At 48.8% G+C, this 19,898-nt stretch carries 14 protein-coding genes; 6 read left to right on the top strand and 8 right to left on the bottom strand.

The window, feature by feature from the left end:
- The first annotated feature begins 321 nt into the window (after positions 1–321).
- Positions 322–636: a hypothetical protein gene (locus tag H591_RS15465; protein WP_022967420.1), complete on the top strand. Its 315-nt coding sequence runs from the start codon at positions 322–324 to the stop codon at positions 634–636.
- A gap of 94 nt (positions 637–730) precedes the next feature.
- On the opposite strand, the gene H591_RS0113090 is transcribed toward H591_RS15465, so the two are convergent.
- From H591_RS0113090 to uvrD, 5 genes are all read right to left on the bottom strand, one after another.
- Entirely contained in the window at positions 731–1,207 is a 477-nt protein-coding gene (locus H591_RS0113090) for an acyl-CoA thioesterase (RefSeq protein WP_022967419.1), read from the bottom strand.
- A 70-nt stretch (positions 1,208–1,277) separates the two neighbouring features.
- Positions 1,278–1,685, bottom strand: a complete 408-nt coding sequence (locus H591_RS0113085) for an SMI1/KNR4 family protein (RefSeq protein WP_022967418.1) — start codon at positions 1,683–1,685, stop codon at positions 1,278–1,280.
- A gap of 86 nt (positions 1,686–1,771) precedes the next feature.
- On the bottom strand, positions 1,772–2,605 hold the full coding sequence (locus tag H591_RS0113080) for a Tim44 domain-containing protein (protein ID WP_022967417.1): 834 nt from the start codon (positions 2,603–2,605) through the stop codon (positions 1,772–1,774).
- 115 nt (positions 2,606–2,720) lie between these two features.
- Entirely contained in the window at positions 2,721–3,821 is a 1,101-nt protein-coding gene (locus H591_RS0113075; protein ID WP_022967416.1) for a TRAP transporter substrate-binding protein, read from the bottom strand.
- Between the two features lie 38 nt (positions 3,822–3,859).
- A complete protein-coding gene (gene uvrD, locus H591_RS0113070) occupies positions 3,860–6,073 on the bottom strand; it encodes a DNA helicase II (protein WP_022967415.1) in 2,214 nt (737 codons plus the stop codon).
- A gap of 226 nt (positions 6,074–6,299) precedes the next feature.
- Here uvrD and H591_RS0113065 point away from each other — a divergent pair, with 226 nt between their 5' ends.
- Positions 6,300–9,176, top strand: a complete 2,877-nt coding sequence (locus tag H591_RS0113065; RefSeq protein ID WP_028244437.1) for an EAL domain-containing protein — start codon at positions 6,300–6,302, stop codon at positions 9,174–9,176.
- A gap of 20 nt (positions 9,177–9,196) precedes the next feature.
- Here the strand turns inward: H591_RS0113065 and trhP are convergent, their stop codons facing one another.
- Positions 9,197–10,585 carry a prephenate-dependent tRNA uridine(34) hydroxylase TrhP gene (gene trhP / locus H591_RS0113060; protein ID WP_022967413.1) on the bottom strand — a complete coding sequence of 463 codons (1,389 nt, stop codon included), beginning with the start codon at positions 10,583–10,585 and terminating at the stop codon, positions 9,197–9,199.
- A gap of 207 nt (positions 10,586–10,792) precedes the next feature.
- Positions 10,793–11,929, bottom strand: coding sequence for a BaiN/RdsA family NAD(P)/FAD-dependent oxidoreductase (locus tag H591_RS0113055; RefSeq protein WP_051145852.1), 1,137 nt, complete (start codon positions 11,927–11,929; stop codon positions 10,793–10,795).
- Positions 11,930–12,297: 368 nt separating this feature from the next.
- Between H591_RS0113055 and H591_RS16245 the strand changes: the two genes are divergently transcribed.
- Positions 12,298–12,423: a hypothetical protein gene (locus H591_RS16245; RefSeq protein ID WP_269746529.1), complete on the top strand. Its 126-nt coding sequence runs from the start codon at positions 12,298–12,300 to the stop codon at positions 12,421–12,423.
- 79 nt (positions 12,424–12,502) lie between these two features.
- On the opposite strand, the gene H591_RS0113050 is transcribed toward H591_RS16245, so the two are convergent.
- Entirely contained in the window at positions 12,503–12,970 is a 468-nt protein-coding gene (locus H591_RS0113050) for a YiiD C-terminal domain-containing protein (RefSeq protein WP_022967411.1), read from the bottom strand.
- Between the two features lie 203 nt (positions 12,971–13,173).
- Between H591_RS0113050 and H591_RS0113045 the strand changes: the two genes are divergently transcribed.
- The 3 genes from H591_RS0113045 (at position 13,174) to H591_RS0113035 (ending at position 19,782) form a co-directional block, all read left to right on the top strand.
- Complete coding sequence (locus H591_RS0113045) at positions 13,174–14,916, top strand: potassium/proton antiporter (RefSeq protein WP_022967410.1); 1,743 nt, start codon at positions 13,174–13,176, stop codon at positions 14,914–14,916.
- 78 nt (positions 14,917–14,994) lie between these two features.
- Positions 14,995–18,297: a mechanosensitive channel MscK gene (gene mscK, locus H591_RS15460; protein ID WP_022967409.1), complete on the top strand. Its 3,303-nt coding sequence runs from the start codon at positions 14,995–14,997 to the stop codon at positions 18,295–18,297.
- A 24-nt stretch (positions 18,298–18,321) separates the two neighbouring features.
- Positions 18,322–19,782: a protein adenylyltransferase SelO gene (locus H591_RS0113035; RefSeq protein ID WP_022967408.1), complete on the top strand. Its 1,461-nt coding sequence runs from the start codon at positions 18,322–18,324 to the stop codon at positions 19,780–19,782.
- The last annotated feature ends 116 nt before the right edge of the window (positions 19,783–19,898 follow it).

Here is a 19,898-nt window from a genome sequence, read left to right as displayed (position 1 = left end):
GCATTAATACGACTAAGGCGTAACTCTTCGCGGGTTGCGCCTTAGTTTTTTGGCGACGTATTATAGGTCACGCGCCCCTCAAACCTGCGGATTTTACAAATTAAAAAAAAGAATCTATTTGTCGTAGTTATTTTCTTTTTATCGCACTAGAATGCGCGCCCAATGCATGATGGCAATAGTGAGCTGATATTTTTATAGTGCAGCTTATTGACCCTATTGCAACCCAGTATCGCGGTAATTATGCTAATCCCAATTTAAGTGCTGAATGTTTTCGGCGCTAGATTAAAAGCTATCTTGCTGAAGGCAGGCTTGAGGTTGACTATGTTTGATGACGAATTAGAAACAGAAGAATTAGAAGCTGGCGATGACAGCGAAGTGGATACTGATGATATCAGTCTCGATGATGTAGAAGACGTTGATGACGTTGACGATGATGTGGTTGATGACAGCATCGATGATGGTTCTGACGCAGTGGTTGCACCGACTCGCAGTAAAGCGAAAGCAGCCGTCAGTATTGATGATTTACCATCGGTTGAAGCCAAGCAAAAAGAGCGCGATGCGCTAGCGAAAGCGATGGAAGAGTTTTTAGCGCGCGGCGGCAAAGTACAGGAAGTTGATAATAATATTGACGTTTAAGTAACGCGCAAAATTAAAGCGCAATGGCAAAGTGAGTGATGAACTGGCTTTGCTGTTGCGCTTTTGTGTTTTTAGCTGTGGTAGAAACTGCAGGTTAGTCTTTCAGAGCCCTGTAGCGCTCAGTCAGCTCCGCACGAATAGCACGGCGTTCTTGGGCGTTGGCAAAGCGTCTGATCGCATCCTCACTCGTCGGCTTTAGAGGCGGAACTGCAATTGATTGGCCTTTGTCGTCAATCGCCACCATGGTAAAGAAGCAACTGTTGGTGTGTCTGACCAGCTTTTCGCGAATGTTCTCAGTGATAACTTTAATGCCGACTTCGATTGAAGTGCGTCCGGTGTAATTGACCGAGGCCAGAAAAGTCACCAGTTCACCAACATGGATAGGCTGACGAAAGGTCACTTGATCGACCGAGAGCGTTACTACGTAGCTACCTGCATAGCGGCTGGCGCATGCATAGGCGACTTCGTCGAGGTATTTAAGCAAGGTACCACCATGCACATTACCCGAGAAATTTGCGTTATCTGGGGTCATTAAAACGGTCATGGTGAGTGTTGATGATCCGGGTTCCATAATGCTCTCTTAGTTGCGCGCATCTATAGTGTGCGCTTAAAAGATGCAATTATACCTTATTGTGAGAGGGTTAACTTTCTAACCAGACATCTCTTGCCCAGTGCCAAACGCTTTCCCAGGTATCTTCCAGCATCTCTTGGCTATCAGAATCCCAAGCGAAGACTTCGCCGTCTTCATCGACTGCGTAGTAAATCGGTGCATCGTGGCACACTGGCACTAAGTGCCGTGGCAGACCTAAGTCCCAAGCAGTGGCTGTCACTTCAGGTAGGTAGGTGTGCGAATGTGGATCGCTGGCGGTAACCGGCTCAAGATGGCCGTAGACCACGTCGCTGACGGTTAATAAAAACTCACGTAGAGCAAAAGGCAGGTGGATCAAGATTTGCTCTTGAATCTCGACCAAGGTTTCTTCATCAGGCAACTCGAGTGCTACAGGAACCGGCTCATTGCGCTCGCGTAGTTCGTCAATTACTTCTTCCACGGTGTATTCGCTCTGTCGATTACGGGTGTTACTGAAAACCTGAAGCAGCGCAGTTGCTGCGTCCGCTTCAGATTGGGATGGGCAGCTTAAGCGTTTTGACGAATACCTGCGATTAACCAAGGTTGGTTGTCGCCGTTCTTACGCTCCATACGCCAGCTTTCACTGAAGGCTTCACCTTGATCAAAGCGTGAGGTTTTCGCAATGCCATGGAAGGTGATAGTGGCGACAGTCAGATCGCTTTGCTCATCAAGGCCATCGAGCTGCACAGTTAAATCATCAATGTAGGTTGATTGCATTGCATCACCTAAACTGCTGCGCTCAGTAGCCAGGAAGGTCAGCATTTCTGGGGTGACAAACTCAGCAATCAGATGCATTTCATTGGCATCCCAGTGCTGTTGTAGAGCATTAAAATGACCTTCGGCAGCCTGTAAGAAGCTGCTCTCATTGAACCAAGCTGGCACCTGAATCACGGGACGTGCTGCAGCACTAGAGCCGCCAAAAATATTTTGATTAGCGTTGTGCGCTTCACGTTGCATGGCTGGACCGCCCGCCGTAGCTGCCTGCGGCATTTGTCGACGGCGGCTGGCAATCAGCTTAAAGATGACAAAAGCAATCAGACCGAAAATCAGAATGTCCATGATTTGTAAGCCTTCAAAAGCGCCGCCCATAAACATTGATGCGAGTAATCCACCTGCAGCCATGCCCATTAACATGCCGCCGATACCTGGCTTGGCACCCGCTGTGGCCGGCTGTTTGCCGGTTGTTTGACCTGCGGCCGGTTGCGCTTGTTGTTTTTGCATTTGGCTGTGCTTAGGTTTTGCACCCCATGACTTACCTCCGCCAAAGCGTTTCGCATCAGCGTCGAGGCTGAAGGTTAAACCTAGGCACAGAGCTAAGGCGATACTGAGAAAACGTTGCATAAAAATATCTCTTTATTGTCAGGTTAATCGAGTCAGTCGCAAGTTGCAGTATGCAGCAATCGACGGGTGAGGAACATGGGCGTAGAGCGTGCGAGCTAAAAACACGCGACGATCTCTAATCGCGCCAGTTATACAATTCTTTTTCAGAAATTTTATGCATTTGTGTCACCTGTTGTTGGAACGCTTGCATAGAATCCCAGATGCGCTGGTTGAGGTCACTTTTGCTGGCTAAATCATTGAGCACCAGTGCCGACTCTTGTTTCATTGCTTGTAACACTTCATCAGGGAAGCGGCGCAGCTGCACATCAGCTTGTTTCAGCTCACTTAAAGCGCGGGCATTATTCCAGGTGAAGTCGTCGAGCATATCGGCATTACCGGCACGAATCGCCTCCGTCACTATGGCTTGTAAGTCAGCCGGCAAGCTGTCCCACGCTGCTTGGTTAATGATTAACTCCAGTACCGCTTGCGGCTCTTGCCAGCCTGGGTAGTAATAGTATTTTGCAGCTTTATGTAAGCCAAAGGCTAAGTCGTTATAAGGGCTGACCCAGTCAGAGGCGTCAATGGCATTGGTTTGTAGGGCGGTAAAGACTTCGCTGCCTGGCAAGTTAACAGTGGTTGCGCCGAGACGATTCAGGACTTCGCCACCTAAACCCGGCATACGAATTTTTAGGCCTTTTAGGTCATCTAAACCGTGGATTTCTTTGTTAAACCAGCCGCCCATTTGCATGCCAGAGTTACCAATGGCAAAAGGTTTAACGCCAAAGGGTGCGTAAGCTTCTTGCCATAACTGCAAGCCGCCGCCTTTATGCAGCCAAGCATTCATTTCAATGGCTGACAAACCAAATGGCACTGAAGTGAAAAACTGTGCGGTATCGGTTTTGCCTTTCCAGTAATACGCTGCACCATGGCCCATTTGCGCGGTACCACGCGAGACAGCATCAAATACTTCCAGTGGTGGAACCAACTCACCGCCAGCATAGACTTTAATGGTTAAGCGGCCATCGCTCATGCTGTTGATACGCTCAGCCACACGCTCGGCTGAAGTACCTAAAGCGGGATAATTTTTCGGCCAAGCGGTGACCATTTTCCAGTTGAAAGTCTGTTGCTTAGGCGTAGCAACACTATCTGTGTTGTTGGCGGACTCTTCATTACAGCCGAATAAAGCAAAGCAAGCGGTCATAACGGCTGCAAAAGTAAGGTTCTGGCGACGCTTCATATAGGCTCCTGATCCAGTTTAAATCATAATTATTATCGTTATAGTGGCTGCAGTTTAGCGTAAGCGACCATCAGCCATTTGATGCCATCGTTAGCAAAGTTGACCTGCACCCGGGCCTGCGCACCGCCGCCTTCAAAATTGAGGATGACGCCTTCGCCAAATACCGGGTGTTGTACCAGTTGGCCGAGCTTGAACTCGGTTTCTGGAATCTCAGTGCCATTAAACATGCTGCTGGATTGCACTTGATGGTTACTTTGGTATGGACGGCTGACGCTATTATTCATCCGCACTTCCTGCAACAAATCTGCAGGAATCTCGCGAACGAAACGCGACACTTTATTGTAGGTTTCCGAGCCGTACAAACGGCGGGTTTCAGCGCAAGTAAAATACAGCTGGCGCATGGCTCGGGTGATACCCACATAAGCTAAGCGGCGTTCTTCCTCTAAACGACCAGGTTCTTCCAAGCTCATTTTATGTGGAAACAAGCCTTCTTCCATGCCAGCAATAAATACCACTGGAAACTCCAAGCCTTTAGCACTGTGCAAAGTCATCAACTGCACCGCTTCAGTAAACTCATCGGCTTGGGTGTCACCGGCTTCCAGTACCGCATGGTCCAAGAAAGCTACCAAAGGTGATAAATCCTCATCGATTTCGTCTGCGCTGGCGCTGATGTCTTCACTTTTGCTGAAGGTGCGTGCTGCGCTGACCAATTCCTCAAGGTTTTCGACTCGTGCTTGGCCTTTCTCTCCTTTTTCTTCTTTGTGGTACTTGAGCAAACCTGACTGCTCAATCACGATTTGCGTCATGGCGTGCAATTCGCAATCGAGGGTGCGAGTTTCTAGCTCGTTGACCAAATCCACAAAACCTTGCAAGGCGTTACTGGCACGTCCCGGTAAGGCTTTATGCTCAATCAGCAGATGCATCGCTTGCCATAGCGAAACATCATGCTCACGCGCGGCTTGGCGCACGGCATCAATGGTTTTTTCGCCGACGCCACGGGTGGGTACGTTAATCACCCGTTCAATTGCGCCGTCATCATGGCGACTGCGTAATAAGCGCAAATACGCTAAAGCATTTTTGATCTCTAAACGTTCAAAGAAGCGTTGGCCGCCATAAATGCGGTAGGGGATTGCCGCGCGCAGTAGGCCTTCTTCAAGCACTCGTGATTGCGCGTTAGAGCGGTATAAAATGGCGATCTCGCTGCGGCTAAGGTCATCTTTGCGCAGTGCTTGTTCAATGCATTCAACAATATAACGAGCTTCATCGTATTCATTGAAAGCACTGTAGAGACGAATCGGCTCGCCTTCTTGGTCATCGGTCCACAGCTCTTTGCCGAGGCGGCCTTGGTTATTGCTGATCAAGGCGTTGGCGGCTTTCAAAATCGTTGCCGTGGAGCGGTAATTCTGCTCCAGACGAATGCTTTGGGTGTTGACGAAGTCGCTGGAGAACTGCTGGATGTTCTCAATTTTTGCGCCACGCCAGCCGTAAATCGACTGATCATCGTCGCCCACCACCATTAAGCTTTTACCGCCTTGTGCGAGCAATCGCAGCCAAGCGTATTGCACAGCGTTGGTGTCTTGGAACTCATCAACCAAAACGTGTTGAAAACGTTGCTGGTAATGCTGTAACAGGCCTGGATTATCGCGCCATAGATCGAGGGCGCGCAGTAATAGCTCAGCAAAATCAATCGCACCAGCACGTGCGCAAGCGGCTTCATAAGCACTGTAGATTTGCAGCATGGTGCCGAGAAACAAATCGCCACCGGCTTGGATATGCTGCGGACGTAAGCCTTCGTCTTTTTGACCGTTAATAAACCACTGTGCTTGGCGCACCGGCCAGCGCTGCTCATCTAAACCCAGTTCACGCATTACACGCTTGAGTAGGCGCTGCTGGTCATCACCATCAAGAATGCTAAAGCCTTCGGCTAAACCTGCTTCTTGCCAGTGCGCACGCAGTAAACGGTGGGCTAGACCATGGAAAGTACCGACCCACATACCGGCTGGATTCAGACCCAGTAAGTCTTCAATGCGCAAACGCATTTCTGCCGCGGCTTTATTGGTAAAGGTCACCGATAAAATGCTGTGCGGTGAAGCGCCTTCAACCTGGATCAACCAAGCAATACGGTGTACTAAAACCCGTGTCTTGCCGGAGCCAGCACCGGCCAGCACCCGTTGTTGACCAATGGGCGCAGCAACAGCTTCACGCTGAGCTTCGTTGAGAGAGTTTAATAAGTGTGAGATATCATCATGCATCGGAGCATTCTAGAGGGCGCGCCGACTAAGGGCAAACACATTGAAAACTATAAATAGTTATAAACATGCCGTGTTGTGTTGAGTAATCTAAAGTTGTATCAAGTTTTCTTGCTGTCTAGCTTGTTGTTAAAAGACGAATGCAGATAATGTTAGCTTGTCTTGACCGCTGTACAGTCATTCTAAATTCTCAGGCGGCCCGCAGCTAAAGCCTATATAGTGCTTTGAGATAACAATAAAAATCAGCATTGCGAGCAATAATATTATGCAGCAGAGGGTAATAAATCAGCGTTTAGGTGATGTAGAAGACGTTGAAAATATTAGTATTTTGTACCGTAGTTCATTAATACCTAGTGTATTAATGCTGGTTTACGGCATTGGGTCCCTATGGCTTTTACGTGATACATCACAGTTTAGCTGGCTGGTCAGTTGGTTCGTTGTGCTTATATGTTTAGTGGTTCTGCGCTTTATCACAGTATCTGTATTTGAACGCCGTACGACTCAGGAGCAGACCTCTGTATTGTGGTGGTATCTGCTGCTAGTTGGAGCTTGCCTATCGGGCTTGTCACTGTCCGTGGTTCCTGTGTTTTTCTTGCCAGAAGCTGATTTTTCTAGACAGGTTGTGTTGCTTGGGCTGGCTTCTTTGGTGCTTGCTTCGGCCTGCATTGCTTATGCGATGAGTTTTTTTGCCTTTCTTTGTTATGCTGCCTTTGCTTTTATACCGACGATTTGGGTCTATTTGCGTTCAGGCTCAGACAACTTACACAGTTTAGGACTGTTGACCGCGATCTATTTTTTTGCTCTGACAGCTGCAGCTTGGCAGGTCAATCGCTTGCTCTATAAAGGCCTTGAGCAGCGACGTAAAAAAGAGCAATTAATCTACACTTTGCGTGAAGCGCAGCAACATACCAATGCTTTAAATGCACAATTAACCACTGAGATCGGTAAGAAAGAAATCGCTGAGCAGCAATTGTTAGCTGTGCAAGCCGATTTAGAAGAAGGTGTTAATGCGCGCACCGTCGAATTGCAGGAAGCCTTGTACGCGCTTGAGAAAAGCCAAGATCGTCTTGAGCTGGCTCTGGATGCCAGTCAGCTGGCGCTTTGGGATTGGGATTTAGTCAGTGATGAGATTTTACATACCCGCACAGAAAGTATTTTTGGTCTAGAGAGTGAAAAAATTCGCGGAGTGTTAACTGATTTACGCCCCTTATTGCACCCCGATGATTTGCCGGTATTACGCAATGCCATGATTGAGCATATGAAACAGCGCGCGGAAGGCTATGCCGTTGAGTACCGTATTAAACACTATGATGGGCACTGGGTTTGGATAGAAGATCGCGGCCGCGCTGTGGAGCGTGATAATGCCGGGCGAGTACTGCGGATGCTGGGTACGCGTCGCGATATTTCTGCACGTAAAAAACGAGATGACGAGTTGCGTTTGGCTTCTAGTGTTTTTGATGCTGGAACTGAAGGGATTGTTATTTTAGATTCTGAGTATAATATTTTGACGGTCAACAAGTCTTTTACGGCTGTAACCGGTTATAACCGTGAAGAGGTTATAGGTCACAATGTCATGTTGCAGACTACGAATAAAGAGATAGTCAGACAATATCAAATGATCCGTTTAGGCATTGAGCAAGAAGGTAGTTGGCAAGGCGAAGTTCTCGACGTGCGTAAAAATGGTGAGATGTATCCGCAATGGCTACAAATCAATATTGTTCGTAATGAGCAAAATCGTATCACCCATATTGTCGGCTTCTTTACTGACTTAACAGCACGCCGCAAAGCTGAAGAGCGCTTAAGTTATTTAACTCAGTATGATGAGCTAACTGGTTTAGCTAACCGCTCTTTGTTTCATAAGCGTCTGCAGCGGGCGGTTGAGCAGGCACGGCAAACTTCTGGTGCTATGGCCTTGCTGCAGATTGACTTGGATCGATTCAAGGTGCTTAACGATAGCTTGGGCATTGAAGTGGCTGATCAGGTGCTACGCCAAGTCAGCCGAAGACTCAGCCAAATTTTACCTGAAGCTCACACTGTCGCCCGTCTGGGTGGTAATGAATTTGCAATTATTTTAGATAATGGTGCCACCACGGCCACTCTAGCGCGCTTATGTGCACTGATATTGACTCGTATACGCTTGCCTGTGGAAGTCGCTGGTGAAGAGTTAATTATTAGCGCATCAATTGGTGTCAGCCTATTACCCGAAAACTCACGCGAACCAGCAAGCTTAATAAGCCAAGGTCATGTGGCGATGCAGCATGCAAAGCACTTGGGCGGTAATAACTTTCAGTTTTACAACGATCAGCTCCAAGCAGGCACTCTAGAGCGCTTACAACTTGAACAACAACTACGGCGTGCTATCGAAGAAGGCCAGCTTGAGGCTTATTACCAGCCTAAGTTATCGCTGTCTGATGGGCAGATCAGATCAGCGGAGGCCTTGGTCCGCTGGAATCATCCGCAGCTTGGTTTGGTGCCGCCAGGAGAGTTTATTTCCTTAGCTGAAGAAACAGGCTTAATTACCGATATCAGCGAGTTAATGTTATTGCAGGCGTGTGAACAAGCATTGATCTGGCTTAACCAAGGAATGCCAATTCGAGTCTCGGTGAATCTGTCGGTCAGCCATGTTAGGCAGGGGAAACTGGTGATTTTGGTGCGACAAGTATTGCAGCAAACCGGTTTGCCAGCACATTTGCTCGAGCTTGAGTTGACCGAAAGTCAATTACTAGAAAATGCGGAAAGTGTGATCGCTACGTTTAAACAATTGCGCGAGATCGGGGTGTTTTTGGCAATTGATGATTTTGGTACGGGCTATTCTTCTTTGAGCTATTTAAAGCGGTTTCCAGCCAATAGCGTAAAAATTGATCAAAGCTTTATTCGTGATTTGACGGCTAATGAAGAAGATGCGGCAATCACCCGCGCTATTATCACTATGGCGCATGGTTTGAATTTGCTAGTGACTGCTGAGGGCGTAGAAACCCAAGCACAACTGGACTTCTTGAAAGCCAATCAGTGTGATGAGATTCAAGGCTATTTGATTAGCCGCCCTGTGCCTGCTGCTCAGTTCACTGAGTTCTTAATTGCCCATCACGCTCAGCACATCGACTAAGCGTAATGGGTGTGCATTAACTAAGCGCCGCGAGTGTTGCCGCTGGTGAGGTTGCGCATCAGCAGAGCATGTTCCAGATTAACGTTTTCTGGAATCGGGATGAACAACACATGACCATTACCCGGCGCATCGTCACGGCTTTTGCCTTTTTGATCTTCAATGTATTTCAGATCAAAAGTGATATTGCCTTGGGGTGTCATTAACTCAATTGAGTCGCCGACGGCAAAACGGTTCTTGACGATCACTTCAGCTAAATCACCGCGACGCTCACCGGTCATTTCACCAACAAACTGCTGGCGCTCAGAAATCGAATAACCGTATTCGTAGTTTTGGTATTCATCGTGTACGTGGCGACGTAAGAAGCCTTCGGTGTAACCACGGTGCGCCAGTGATTCCAGGGTATCCATCAGCGATTTATCAAAGGGACGACCAGCAACCGCATCATCAATCGCTTTGCGGTAGACCTGCGCAGTACGTGCGACATAGTAATGCGACTTGGTGCGGCCTTCGATTTTCAATGAATGTAAACCCATCTGCACCATGCGCTCGACGTGTTGCACGGCACGTAAATCTTTCGAGTTCATAATATAAGTGCCGTGCTCATCTTCGGAGACGGACATATATTCACCCGGGCGACCGGCTTCTTCTAATAGGAAGACTTCGTCGGTGGGCGCGCCAACCCCGAGGATAGGTTCAACGGCTTGCATCAGTGCTGGATCGGCATGTTGCACTGCAGCAATCGGCTCGTACTTATGCACGATATCACCAAGCTCATTTTCTTTGGCTTCGTGGGTTTTGTATTCCCAGCGGCAGGCGTTGGTGCAGGTACCTTGGTTCGGGTCACGCTTATTGATGTAGCCAGACAGCAAGCAACGACCGGAGTAGGCCATGCATAACGCACCATGGACAAAGACTTCCAGTTCCATTTCTGGCACTTCATGGCGAATCTGCTCAATTTCATCCAGTGACAATTCGCGGGATAAAATAGCGCGGGTCAAACCCTGACTGTGCCAAAACTTCACGCTGGCATAGTTCACCGCATTCGCTTGCACCGAGAGGTGAATATTCATCTGCGGGAAATGCTCACGTACCAGCATGATCAGGCCGGGATCCGACATAATCAGCGCATCAGGACCCATAGCAATCACAGGTTCTAAGTCTTTGATAAAAGTTTTTAGTTTGGCGTTGTGCGGTGAAATATTCACCACCACATAAAATTTCTTACCTAACGCATGGGCTTCATTGATCCCGATGGCGAGGTTGGCATGGTCAAATTCGTTGTTACGCACGCGCAAGCTGTAGCGCGGCTGACCGGCATAGACAGCATCAGCGCCATAGGCAAAAGCATAACGCATGTTTTTTAAGGTGCCGGCAGGTGACAGCAACTCAGGACGAAAGGGGGTCGACATAGTAAAACTCAAGAAAATAAAAATACTTGGCTATTCTAGCAGCCATTAACTGAGCAGCGTAGTACCGCTGGTAATTAATAACCAAGGAAAGGCGTCGGACTTTTAAAATTATCTTTATTTGCGCTAAACCACGCCCGCTGGAAGCATCCGTAGACCAACACCCTGCACCACCAGCATCGAACAGCGTCACCAGTCGGCGCCAAAAGCCTAGACTACTAAGCCGGCGGCATGCCCACTGGCCCATGCCCACTGGAAGTTAAAACCGCCTAAATGGCCGCTGACATCCAATACTTCGCCGATAAAATAGAGGTTATCTTGCTTCTGCGACTGCATGGTTTTTGACGAAACTTCTTGGGTATCAATCCCGCCCAAAGTTACTTCTGCGGTGCGATAGCCTTCGGTGCCAGAAGGTGTCAGCCGCCAATGATTCAACTGCTCGCCAATCGCGCTGAGTTGTTTGCTGTTGTATTGCTTGAGTGGGGTGTTGCTAAACCAATGCTCACAGAGGAGTTGCGCCATCTTGCGGGTAAAGCATTCGCTGAGCACGGTCTTCAATTCAAGATTGGAGTGCTGGGCTTGTTGTTCCAGCAGCCAAACGCTGGCATCGCGGTCGCTGAGCAAATCAATTTCTATGCTGTCGCCAGGCTGCCAATAGGATGAAATCTGCAAAATCACCGGGCCGCTGAGGCCGCGATGGGTAAACAGTAGATCTTCTTTAAAGCTTTGGCCGTTGCATTGCACCACGCAGTCATTAATAGATGTGCCAGATAAGGCGCTGCAGAATTCTTTGAGTTGTGGGTCAGTGATGGTGAAGGGCACTAAGCCGGCGCGGGTTGGCAGAATCCTATGGCCAAATTGTTCCGCAACTTGATAGCCATAACCTGTCGCACCCAAGGTGGGGATGGATAAGCCACCGCTGGCAATGACTAAGGATTTGCACTGTAAGGTTTGTTTGTTGCATTGCAGAGTGAAGCCGCTGTCGTTGGCTTGAATGCGGGTGACTGGGGTATTGAGTTGAATGGTGGCGCCGGCATCCGCGCATTCTTTCAGTAGCATTTCGAGAATATCGCTGGCTTTGTTATCGCAAAACAGTTGGCCGAGTTTTTTCTCGTGATAGGCAATTTGATGGCGCTGCACCATTTCGAGAAAATCCCACTGGGTATAACGTGCCAGTGCAGATTTGCAAAAATGTGGGTTATTTGAAATAAAGTTACTTGGCTCGGTATACAGATTGGTGAAGTTGCAGCGTCCACCGCCGGACATGAGGATTTTTTTTCCAGCTTTATTGGCATGATCTATCACTAATACTTTACGACCACGCTGCGCAGCAGTTAACGCGCACATTAATCCGGCAGCACCGGCACCGATAATTATTACATCCACAATGAACACAACCTGACATCTGAAAATCAAAGCTGAAGTTTAACGGTTTTAAGCCTTGCAGGCGCAAAAATCAGCAGCTCATTCTTCTGGGAGCGCGGGCCGCTGGCCCGCAATTGCAAACGCCACAAACATTCAATGAGTGCCGCGTATTACAAGCGACTCCAATCTTGACTGCTAGTTTATGCGGGCGAGCCGCCCGCGCTCCCAGCAGGCAACAGAGACATGTACATAGCAAACTGACAACGCCTTTGCTCAAAGCGAGCTGTGCTGGGTCTGCGACAAGCGAAGCCAAGGATGGCGCAGCGCCCGAATTGAGACAGGAGGCCTCATTGAGGGAAAAGCAGACTCAGCGCAGTTCGCAATACCTCGACGTAACGCTTCTGCCCGCAGCGGCAAACATCATCAATGCTAAACGTATGCTACGTATCAACAGCGGCTCGATTGTTGATTGGTAATTTATGCGGGCGAGCCGCCTGCGCTCCCAGTCACGTACTACCTCGCTGTAAAAATATCTACAAGCTCGCGTCTAAATATTTAACTATGTAAAACAAACTGCCCAGTAAAGCAGGCGCCGTCTTGGCCATCATGGGTGAGGATGCGGCTGGATAAACTGATGCGTGCTTTACCGTGACGTTGATACATTTTAAAGAAACGCTCCCATACTGCCGCGTCGGGTGCTGCACAAATGACTTCAGCGTCCGCCAATACAGGTAATGGATAATCAATGTGTCCTGCCTGAACCACGATATGTGTGGTATTGATGCCAGCATCACGTAAACGCAAATGTAACCAACCCCAACAGGCCAGCACGCCCGCGCAATACAAGCTGCCGCCAAACATCGAGCTTTGATGGTTAAGGTTTTGCCCCAATGGCAACTTTAGATGCAAGCTTAGGCCATCCCAAGCACACACCTGAACTGCTAGCGCTGCAGTCAATGGAATATCGTGGGCAAACACCTCGCTAAGATGCGCACAAGCGCTACTGGCGTATGAATTTGTCATAAAGAATCTCATAAAACAGGTTAGTCTAAGCAAAGACGTAAATCTTTAGAAAACAGTCACTGCGCTGGTGTTAAGCTTAGATTTTAGTGTCACAGCCTGATTTTAAAGCGTCATAGAAGCTGAATTATTACCGAAGCCTGTTATCTACAGGCTAGAATTAAACATGCTAAACGATACAGTCATTTTTAAAAGGAGAGGTGCTTGTGGATTCTGTAGCAACCAATAGTATATTTTTTGTTGGTGGGTTGTTAGTTGCTATCAGCATTCTGGTCAGTTCAGTCTCTTCGCGTGTTGGCATCCCCATTCTCGTCATCTTTATGGGCGTCGGCATGATGGCCGGTACCGATGGTGTTGGCGGCATTGTCTTTAATGATTACTCCTTAACTTACTTAGTCAGTAACCTCGCACTCGCCGTCATTTTGCTCGATGGCGGGATGCGTACCCGCGTTGCTACATTCCGCGTGGCGCTCTGGCCAGCACTGTCGCTAGCAACCTTTGGGGTGGCGGTGACAGCTGGTTTAACTGGCTTAGCCGCCGCCTGGCTGTTTGATCTGAGCTTGCTTGAGGGCTTGCTGATTGGGTCTATTGTTGGCTCCACTGATGCCGCTGCAGTTTTCAACCTACTCAATGGTAAAGCCTTAAATGAGCGGGTCGGCTCAACCCTAGAGATTGAATCGGGCAGTAATGACCCGATGGCCATGTTCCTCACTGTCACCTTAATTGCCATGCTGGCAGCGGGTGAAACCAGTTTTAGTCTGGATTTTCTGACCAGTTTGATTCGCCAGTTTGGCTTAGGAATCTTGCTGGGTTTGAGTGGTGGCTGGTTGCTCCTGCAAATTATCAATCGTATCAGTGTAGCGGACGGCCTGTATCCCTTGTTGGCCGTCAGCGGCAGCATCATGATTTATGCGTTTACTGGCGAAGTCGGCGGCAGTGGTATTTTGGCTGTGTATGTCTGCGGCATGGTGCTGGGCAATCGCCCAATCCGTAGCCGGCACGGTATTTTGCACATGTTTGATGGCCTGGCTTGGCTCAGTCAAATTGGTATGTTCTTGGTGCTTGGCTTGCTGCTGACCCCGCATGAATTGCTACCGATCGCGGTTCCAGCTTTGTTGTTGTCGCTATGGATGATTTTGGTCGCGCGGCCACTCTCGGTATTTCTTGGCTTATTACCGTTTCGTGGCTTTAACCTGCGTGAGCGTGCATTTATTTCTTGGATTGGCTTGCGTGGTGCGGTGCCGGTTATTTTGGCGGTATTCCCGTTAGTGGCGGGCTTACCCAATGCCCAGCTGTTTTTTAACGTCGCCTTCTTTATTGTTTTGGTCTCGCTACTCTTACAAGGCTCAACCTTGTCTTGGGCGGCGCGTAAAGCAAAAGTGGATTTACCACCCGCACCTTTACCAATTTATCGTGCCGGTTTGGAAATTCATCCGACCAGTCAGTGGGAATTATTTGTTTATAGTTTAGGCAGTCAAAAGTGGTGCATTAATGCGCAATTGCGTGAACTTAAAATGCCAGCAGGGACTCGAATCGCTGCACTGTTTCGTGACAACTGCTTGCTGCACCCCAGTGGTAGTACACGCTTAAAGGCCGATGATATTCTCTGTGTGATTGGTCATGAAGAAGATTTACCGGCACTTGGACGTTTGTTTAGCAAAGCGCCGCAACGCGGTTTAGATATGCGCTTCTTTGGTGATTTTGTTTTGGAAGGTGATGCACAGTTGGGCGCGGTAGCGGATGTTTACGGTTTGAAACTCAATGGCCTAGATCCGAAAATGACCTTGGCTGAATTTATTACTGAGGCGGTGGCGGGTGAGGCCGTATTGGGTGACCATATTGAGTGGCAAGGACTAACGTGGGCGGTGGCACAGATGGAAAATAATAAAGTGCGCAAAGTGGGGGTGAAGTTCCCAGAGGGCAAGCGCCCAGAACTGCCAGCATTTTAACTCTGTGAAACAGCAGGAAAAGCTTCATTTGAGAATGACATAGTGTGCGGTTTTAATTAACGGGGATAGCTTAGGCCTATGAAACCGAATGTGTTGTTAGTGTTGTGTCTTAGTTTTCTTGGCTGGCTGACCGTTGGGCAAGCATCTGCTGCGCTTAATGTCATTGAAGTACGAAAAAATCTAACGGATTTGCCGTCGCGTAAATTGCCAGAGGCGGAGCAGCTCGCTACCCAACAGCTCTTAGAGCAAACCCTTGCCTTTTTAGAGACTGTTGAGCGCAATGAGCAGGCACAGCAGCAACTGCAGCAACAGCTTCTCGATGCACCTAAGCAAATCAGCGAAGCTCAGCAGGCTCTGCAAAAACTGTTATCCATGCCTCAAGATGATCCAGCCAAACGCTTGGCCCAAGCTTCGGTGAGTGAGCTGGAGTCTTTACTGTCAGAGCGCAATCAGCAGCTGCGTGCTTTGCAAAAAGATTTAGGTGAGGCCAACAGCTTAATCGTTACTGCACAAACACGCCCTGAGCGAGCCCAAGCAGAGATCAGCAACAATCAAAACCGTATTCAAGAAATTAATGCTTCGCTGAAAAACGCTAAAGAAGGTAGCAAAGTCTTCAGTAGTGAAAAAACGGATGCGTTGCAAGCAGAATTACTGGCGTTAGAAAGCAAAAATAACTTACGCCGTGCGGAGTTGGCTGGTAACAGTGTACTGCAAGAGTTGGGCAGTAATCGCCGTGATCTGTTATTGACGAAAGTGCGTTTGCAGGAACAAGAAATTCTGGCACTGCAGTCCTTGCTCAATGAAAAGCGCCAGGCCGATTCAGAGAAAACCGTCGCCGAATTATCGCTGGAGGTGAGTAAGGCCGGTAGCGACAGCTTGTTATTGCGTGAAAGTGGTCTGAATTTAAAACTCTCAGACTATTTGTTAACCATCACGGAGCGCCGCAATCAACTGACTCAGCGTAACTTATTGGTACGCCAGCAGCTCGATACTGTGCAGCAAACAGAGCAAGCATTAGATGAGCAGATTAATGTTTTGCAGGGCAGTTTATTACTCGCCAAAATACTGTATCAGCAAAAACAAGCGCTGCCGCAACTCAGCTTTGATCGTACTTTAGCTGACCAAATTGCTGATACTCGCTTATACCAGTTTGAACTGCGTCAGTTGCGTGACACCGTCAGCCGTCCAGAGGAGTACGTGCAAAATGCTCTCAAAGACGCCCCACCAGGCGACGAACAAATAGCCTTGCGCTCAAGTCTATTGGACTTAGTGCGTTCGCGCGCTGAATTGTTAGACCGTTTAAATCGCGAGCTCAATGCCTATTTAAGTGAATCCATCACCCTTCAGCTCAACCAAAAACAACTGCAAAGCATGACTGCAGCACTGCGCCTTACTCTGGATGAGCAGATGTTTTGGATTCCCAGTAATAAACCCTTGGATTGGGAGTGGTTTAAAGCAGCCCCAGCACGTTTGCAATACCAATTCAGTTCGGTGCTGTGGGCCACTGAAATTAAGCAGATTGGGCAGAGTTTAAGTAAACAAGCGTGGGCCTTTATTCCGCTGACTTTATTATTGTTGCTGACGGCTTGGAAGCGTCCAGTGATCTTACAGGCGTTGCGCAATCTACATGCCGATATTGGTCATTTTCGCCGTGACAGTCAGTTGCATACGCCGCGTGCGTTATTGTTAAATTTACTGCTGGCACTGCCAGGCGCACTAGTCCTCGCTGGGATTGGCTCTATATTACAAGCGAGCAATAAAGGGCATACCTTGGAGATTGGTGAGGCTTTCTGGGGTATGGCGAAGGTCTGGTTGGTGTTCTATTGTGCCTATCGAATTTTGGCGCCTAATGGTGTGGCTTTGTTACATTTTCGTTGGCCGCGCGCGCAAGTGGTCTTCTTGCAGCGCAATCTGCGCTCATTGGGTTTAGTCGCATTACTGTTGACTGTGGTGGTCACCATCGCCGAAGCGCAACCGGCGGCGCTCAGTGAAGATGTTATCGGTATTGTTCTATTGATGAGCAGTTTGCTGATGCTGTCGTGGATTATGGGGCGTCTGGTGTTTCATCGTTACAGCAGTGACAGCACACCCGTTTTCAGACGTTTAATTGGTTTGGTCGTAGTGTCGTTGCCTTTGTTATTTGCGGCGGCGCTAGTGTCGGGTTATTACTATACCGCCCTCAAACTCAGCGGGCGTTTATTAGATACCCTCTCTCTGGTATTGATTTGGATACTACTGGAAGCAGTATTGGTGCGTGGCTTGGCCTTGGCCGCACGCCGTTTAGCTTGGAAACGCGCGCAAGATGCCAAGCAAAATCAGCCTAAAGAAGGGCTCGATGGCGAAGTGGCTACTGACGATATGCTCTTGGATATTTCACAGATCAATGCGCAGTCGTTGCGCTTAGCCCGTCTGATTTTGCTAGGGTTATTTTTTATCAGCCTGTATTGGGTTTGGGCAGATTTGCTCTCATTGTTTGCTTACTTAGATAACATCACCTTATATCAAAACGTTGATGCTAACGGTGCTGCGTTACCGATTAGCTTGCGTGATGTGTTGGATGCTGGGTTTATTATTTTGGTTACCTTTGCCTTGGCGCGTAACTTACCGGGCTTGTTAGAAGTCTTGTTTTTGTCGCGATTAAATTTGGCACAAGGTAGCGCCTATGCCACCACCACGCTGCTTTCTTATGCCATCTCCGCCACAGGTTTTGTCACGACGCTATCGGCGTTAGGGGTCAGTTGGGATAAGTTGCAGTGGTTAGTGGCTGCACTATCGGTCGGCTTAGGTTTTGGCTTGCAAGAAATTTTTGCCAACTTCGTCTCTGGTTTGATTATCTTGTTTGAACGCCCGGTGCGCATTGGTGACGTGGTGACCATTGGTAATTTATCCGGCACAGTCAGTCGAATTCGCATTCGCGCCACCACTATTACCGATTTTGACCGCAAGGAAATCATCGTACCCAATAAGGTGTTTGTCACCGATCAGCTGATTAACTGGTCGCTGTCCGATACTGTGACACGGGTGATAATTAAGATTGGTGTGGCCTATGAAACTGATCTTGATTTGGCGCGTAAATTGATGCTGCAAGCAGTGCAGGAAAATCCAAGAGTGATGCGTGAGCCGGCACCGATAGTGCTGTTCTTAGGCATCAGCGCCAGTACTTTTGATCACGAATTGCGCTTCCATGTGCGTGAGTTGGGCGATCGCAATCCGTCGACCGATGAAGTGCTTAACCGTATTGTGTTAAGTTTCCGTGAGCACAATATAGAGATGGCTTTCAATCAACTGGATGTTTTTGTCAAAAATATGAACGGTCAAGAGCAGCAGTTACTATCCACCCAAAGCAACCCGCTTGCTGATGATCAAGTCCCCACAGCCTAAGTGCTGTGCGGCGTTGGAGTGCCTATGAAAAGTTTAGACACCCTTGAGTTTGAGCCGCGCTTTGCTCGTTTAGGTGATGCATTTTCTGCGGTCATTAAGCCTTCTGCGATTGAGCAGCCACAAATGGTGATTTGCAGCCAATCAGCTTTAGCTTTGCTCGACCTACCAGCCAGTACCGCCGATGATCCGCGTTTACTGCAGCTCGCCAGTGGTGAGTGGTATTGGCCAAATGTGGCGCCACGGGCGATGGTTTATTCTGGCCATCAGTTTGGTGGTTATACCCCGCGTTTAGGCGATGGTCGTGGTTTGTTGCTGGGTGAAGTGGTTAACAGTGCTGGCGAACACTGGGATGTGCATTTGAAAGGCGCCGGTCTGACGCCGTTTTCTCGAACCGGCGATGGCCGCGCCGTGCTGCGCAGCAGTATTCGTGAGTTTCTTGCTAGTGAGTATTTGCATACCTTAGGCATTGCCACTTCGCGCGCCCTTTGTGTCGCCGACTCAAAAACTATGGTGTGGCGCGAGCAGCGTGAAACTGCCGCGACTTTAATACGTTTAGCGCCCAGCCATATTCGCTTTGGTCATTTTGAGTATTTCTATTACAACCAGAAAAATGCTGAGCTCGAACAACTGCACGCGCATGTGCTCAATGACCTTTATCCTGAATGTCTAAGTGCGGATGAGCCTTTAGCGGCGCTGCTCAGTGCAGTAGTGAAACGCACGGCCGAGACTATTGCCTTGTGGCAGGCCTACGGTTTTTGTCATGGCGTGATGAATACCGATAATATGTCGATTTTGGGGCTGACCTTTGATTTTGGTCCCTATGCTTTCTTAGATGATTTTAAACAGGCGCATATCTGTAATCACTCGGATCACCATGGCCGTTATGCCTTTAACCAGCAGGTGGCAATGGGGTATTGGAATCTGACGGCCTTTGCCGAGACCTTAACCCGGCATGTCGCGGTTGAGCGTTTGCAGAACATTCTGGATGGCTATGCGGCGATTCAGCAGCAGGCTTACCTCACTGCAATGCGTGCGCGTTTAGGGCTGCTGGGCGAGCAGGAAGGTGATGCTTTATTGGTGGATAAACTGCTGGCGCAAATGGATCATAGTGCTGTTGATTACACCTTGTTTTTCCGTCATTTAGGTGAGTTACCAGTGGCTGAAGCGCTGGCCAAGTTGCGCGATGATTTTATTAATCGCGCCGCCTTTGATGAGTGGAGCGCGGAGTTTATGGCGCGCAATGTTGATGATTCACGCAGCCAAGAGCAGCGCCGCGCGCAAATGCATGCGGTTAACCCGCTGTATATGTTGCGCAATTATCTTATCCAAATCGCTATTGAAGCCGCCGAAGACGGTGACTATGCGCCGCTGCATAGATTGCATCAGGTGCTCAGTTCACCTTTTACCGAGCAAGAGGGTTGCGCAGAGTACGCCCAGCGCCCACCTGATTGGGGTAAGCATCTGTCGATCAGCTGTTCTTCGTAAGCTCTGCAGTGGGGCTGCCTTTGTCGCCCATGGATAGCCGACCTGGGGTTTGTATGAATACGCTGGGCGGTTGGTTTGTAGGTCGCGGCTTTAGCCCGACATGGGCGCTATAAAAG

It is taken from the genome of Denitrificimonas caeni DSM 24390 (assembly GCF_000421765.1).
Taxonomy (GTDB): domain Bacteria; phylum Pseudomonadota; class Gammaproteobacteria; order Pseudomonadales; family Pseudomonadaceae; genus Denitrificimonas; species Denitrificimonas caeni.
This window is presented reverse-complemented; position numbering and strand designations above follow the sequence as displayed.

Excerpts from the sequence above, each read along its gene's own strand:
- H591_RS0113080 (WP_022967417.1), bottom strand. The coding sequence starts at position 2,605 with ATGCAACGTTTTCTCAGTATCGCCTTAGCTCTGTGCCTAGGTTTAACC.
- H591_RS0113050 (WP_022967411.1), bottom strand. The coding sequence starts at position 12,970 with ATGACAAATTCATACGCCAGTAGCGCTTGTGCGCATCTTAGCGAGGTG.
- trhP (WP_022967413.1), bottom strand. The coding sequence starts at position 10,585 with ATGTCGACCCCCTTTCGTCCTGAGTTGCTGTCACCTGCCGGCACCTTA.
- H591_RS0113075 (WP_022967416.1), bottom strand. The coding sequence starts at position 3,821 with ATGAAGCGTCGCCAGAACCTTACTTTTGCAGCCGTTATGACCGCTTGC.
- uvrD (WP_022967415.1), bottom strand. The coding sequence starts at position 6,073 with ATGCATGATGATATCTCACACTTATTAAACTCTCTCAACGAAGCTCAG.
- H591_RS0113055 (WP_051145852.1), bottom strand. The coding sequence starts at position 11,929 with ATGTGCGCGTTAACTGCTGCGCAGCGTGGTCGTAAAGTATTAGTGATA.
- mscK (WP_022967409.1), top strand. The coding sequence starts at position 14,995 with ATGAAACCGAATGTGTTGTTAGTGTTGTGTCTTAGTTTTCTTGGCTGG.
- H591_RS0113035 (WP_022967408.1), top strand. The coding sequence starts at position 18,322 with ATGAAAAGTTTAGACACCCTTGAGTTTGAGCCGCGCTTTGCTCGTTTA.
- H591_RS15465 (WP_022967420.1), top strand. The coding sequence starts at position 322 with ATGTTTGATGACGAATTAGAAACAGAAGAATTAGAAGCTGGCGATGAC.
- H591_RS0113090 (WP_022967419.1), bottom strand. The coding sequence starts at position 1,207 with ATGGAACCCGGATCATCAACACTCACCATGACCGTTTTAATGACCCCA.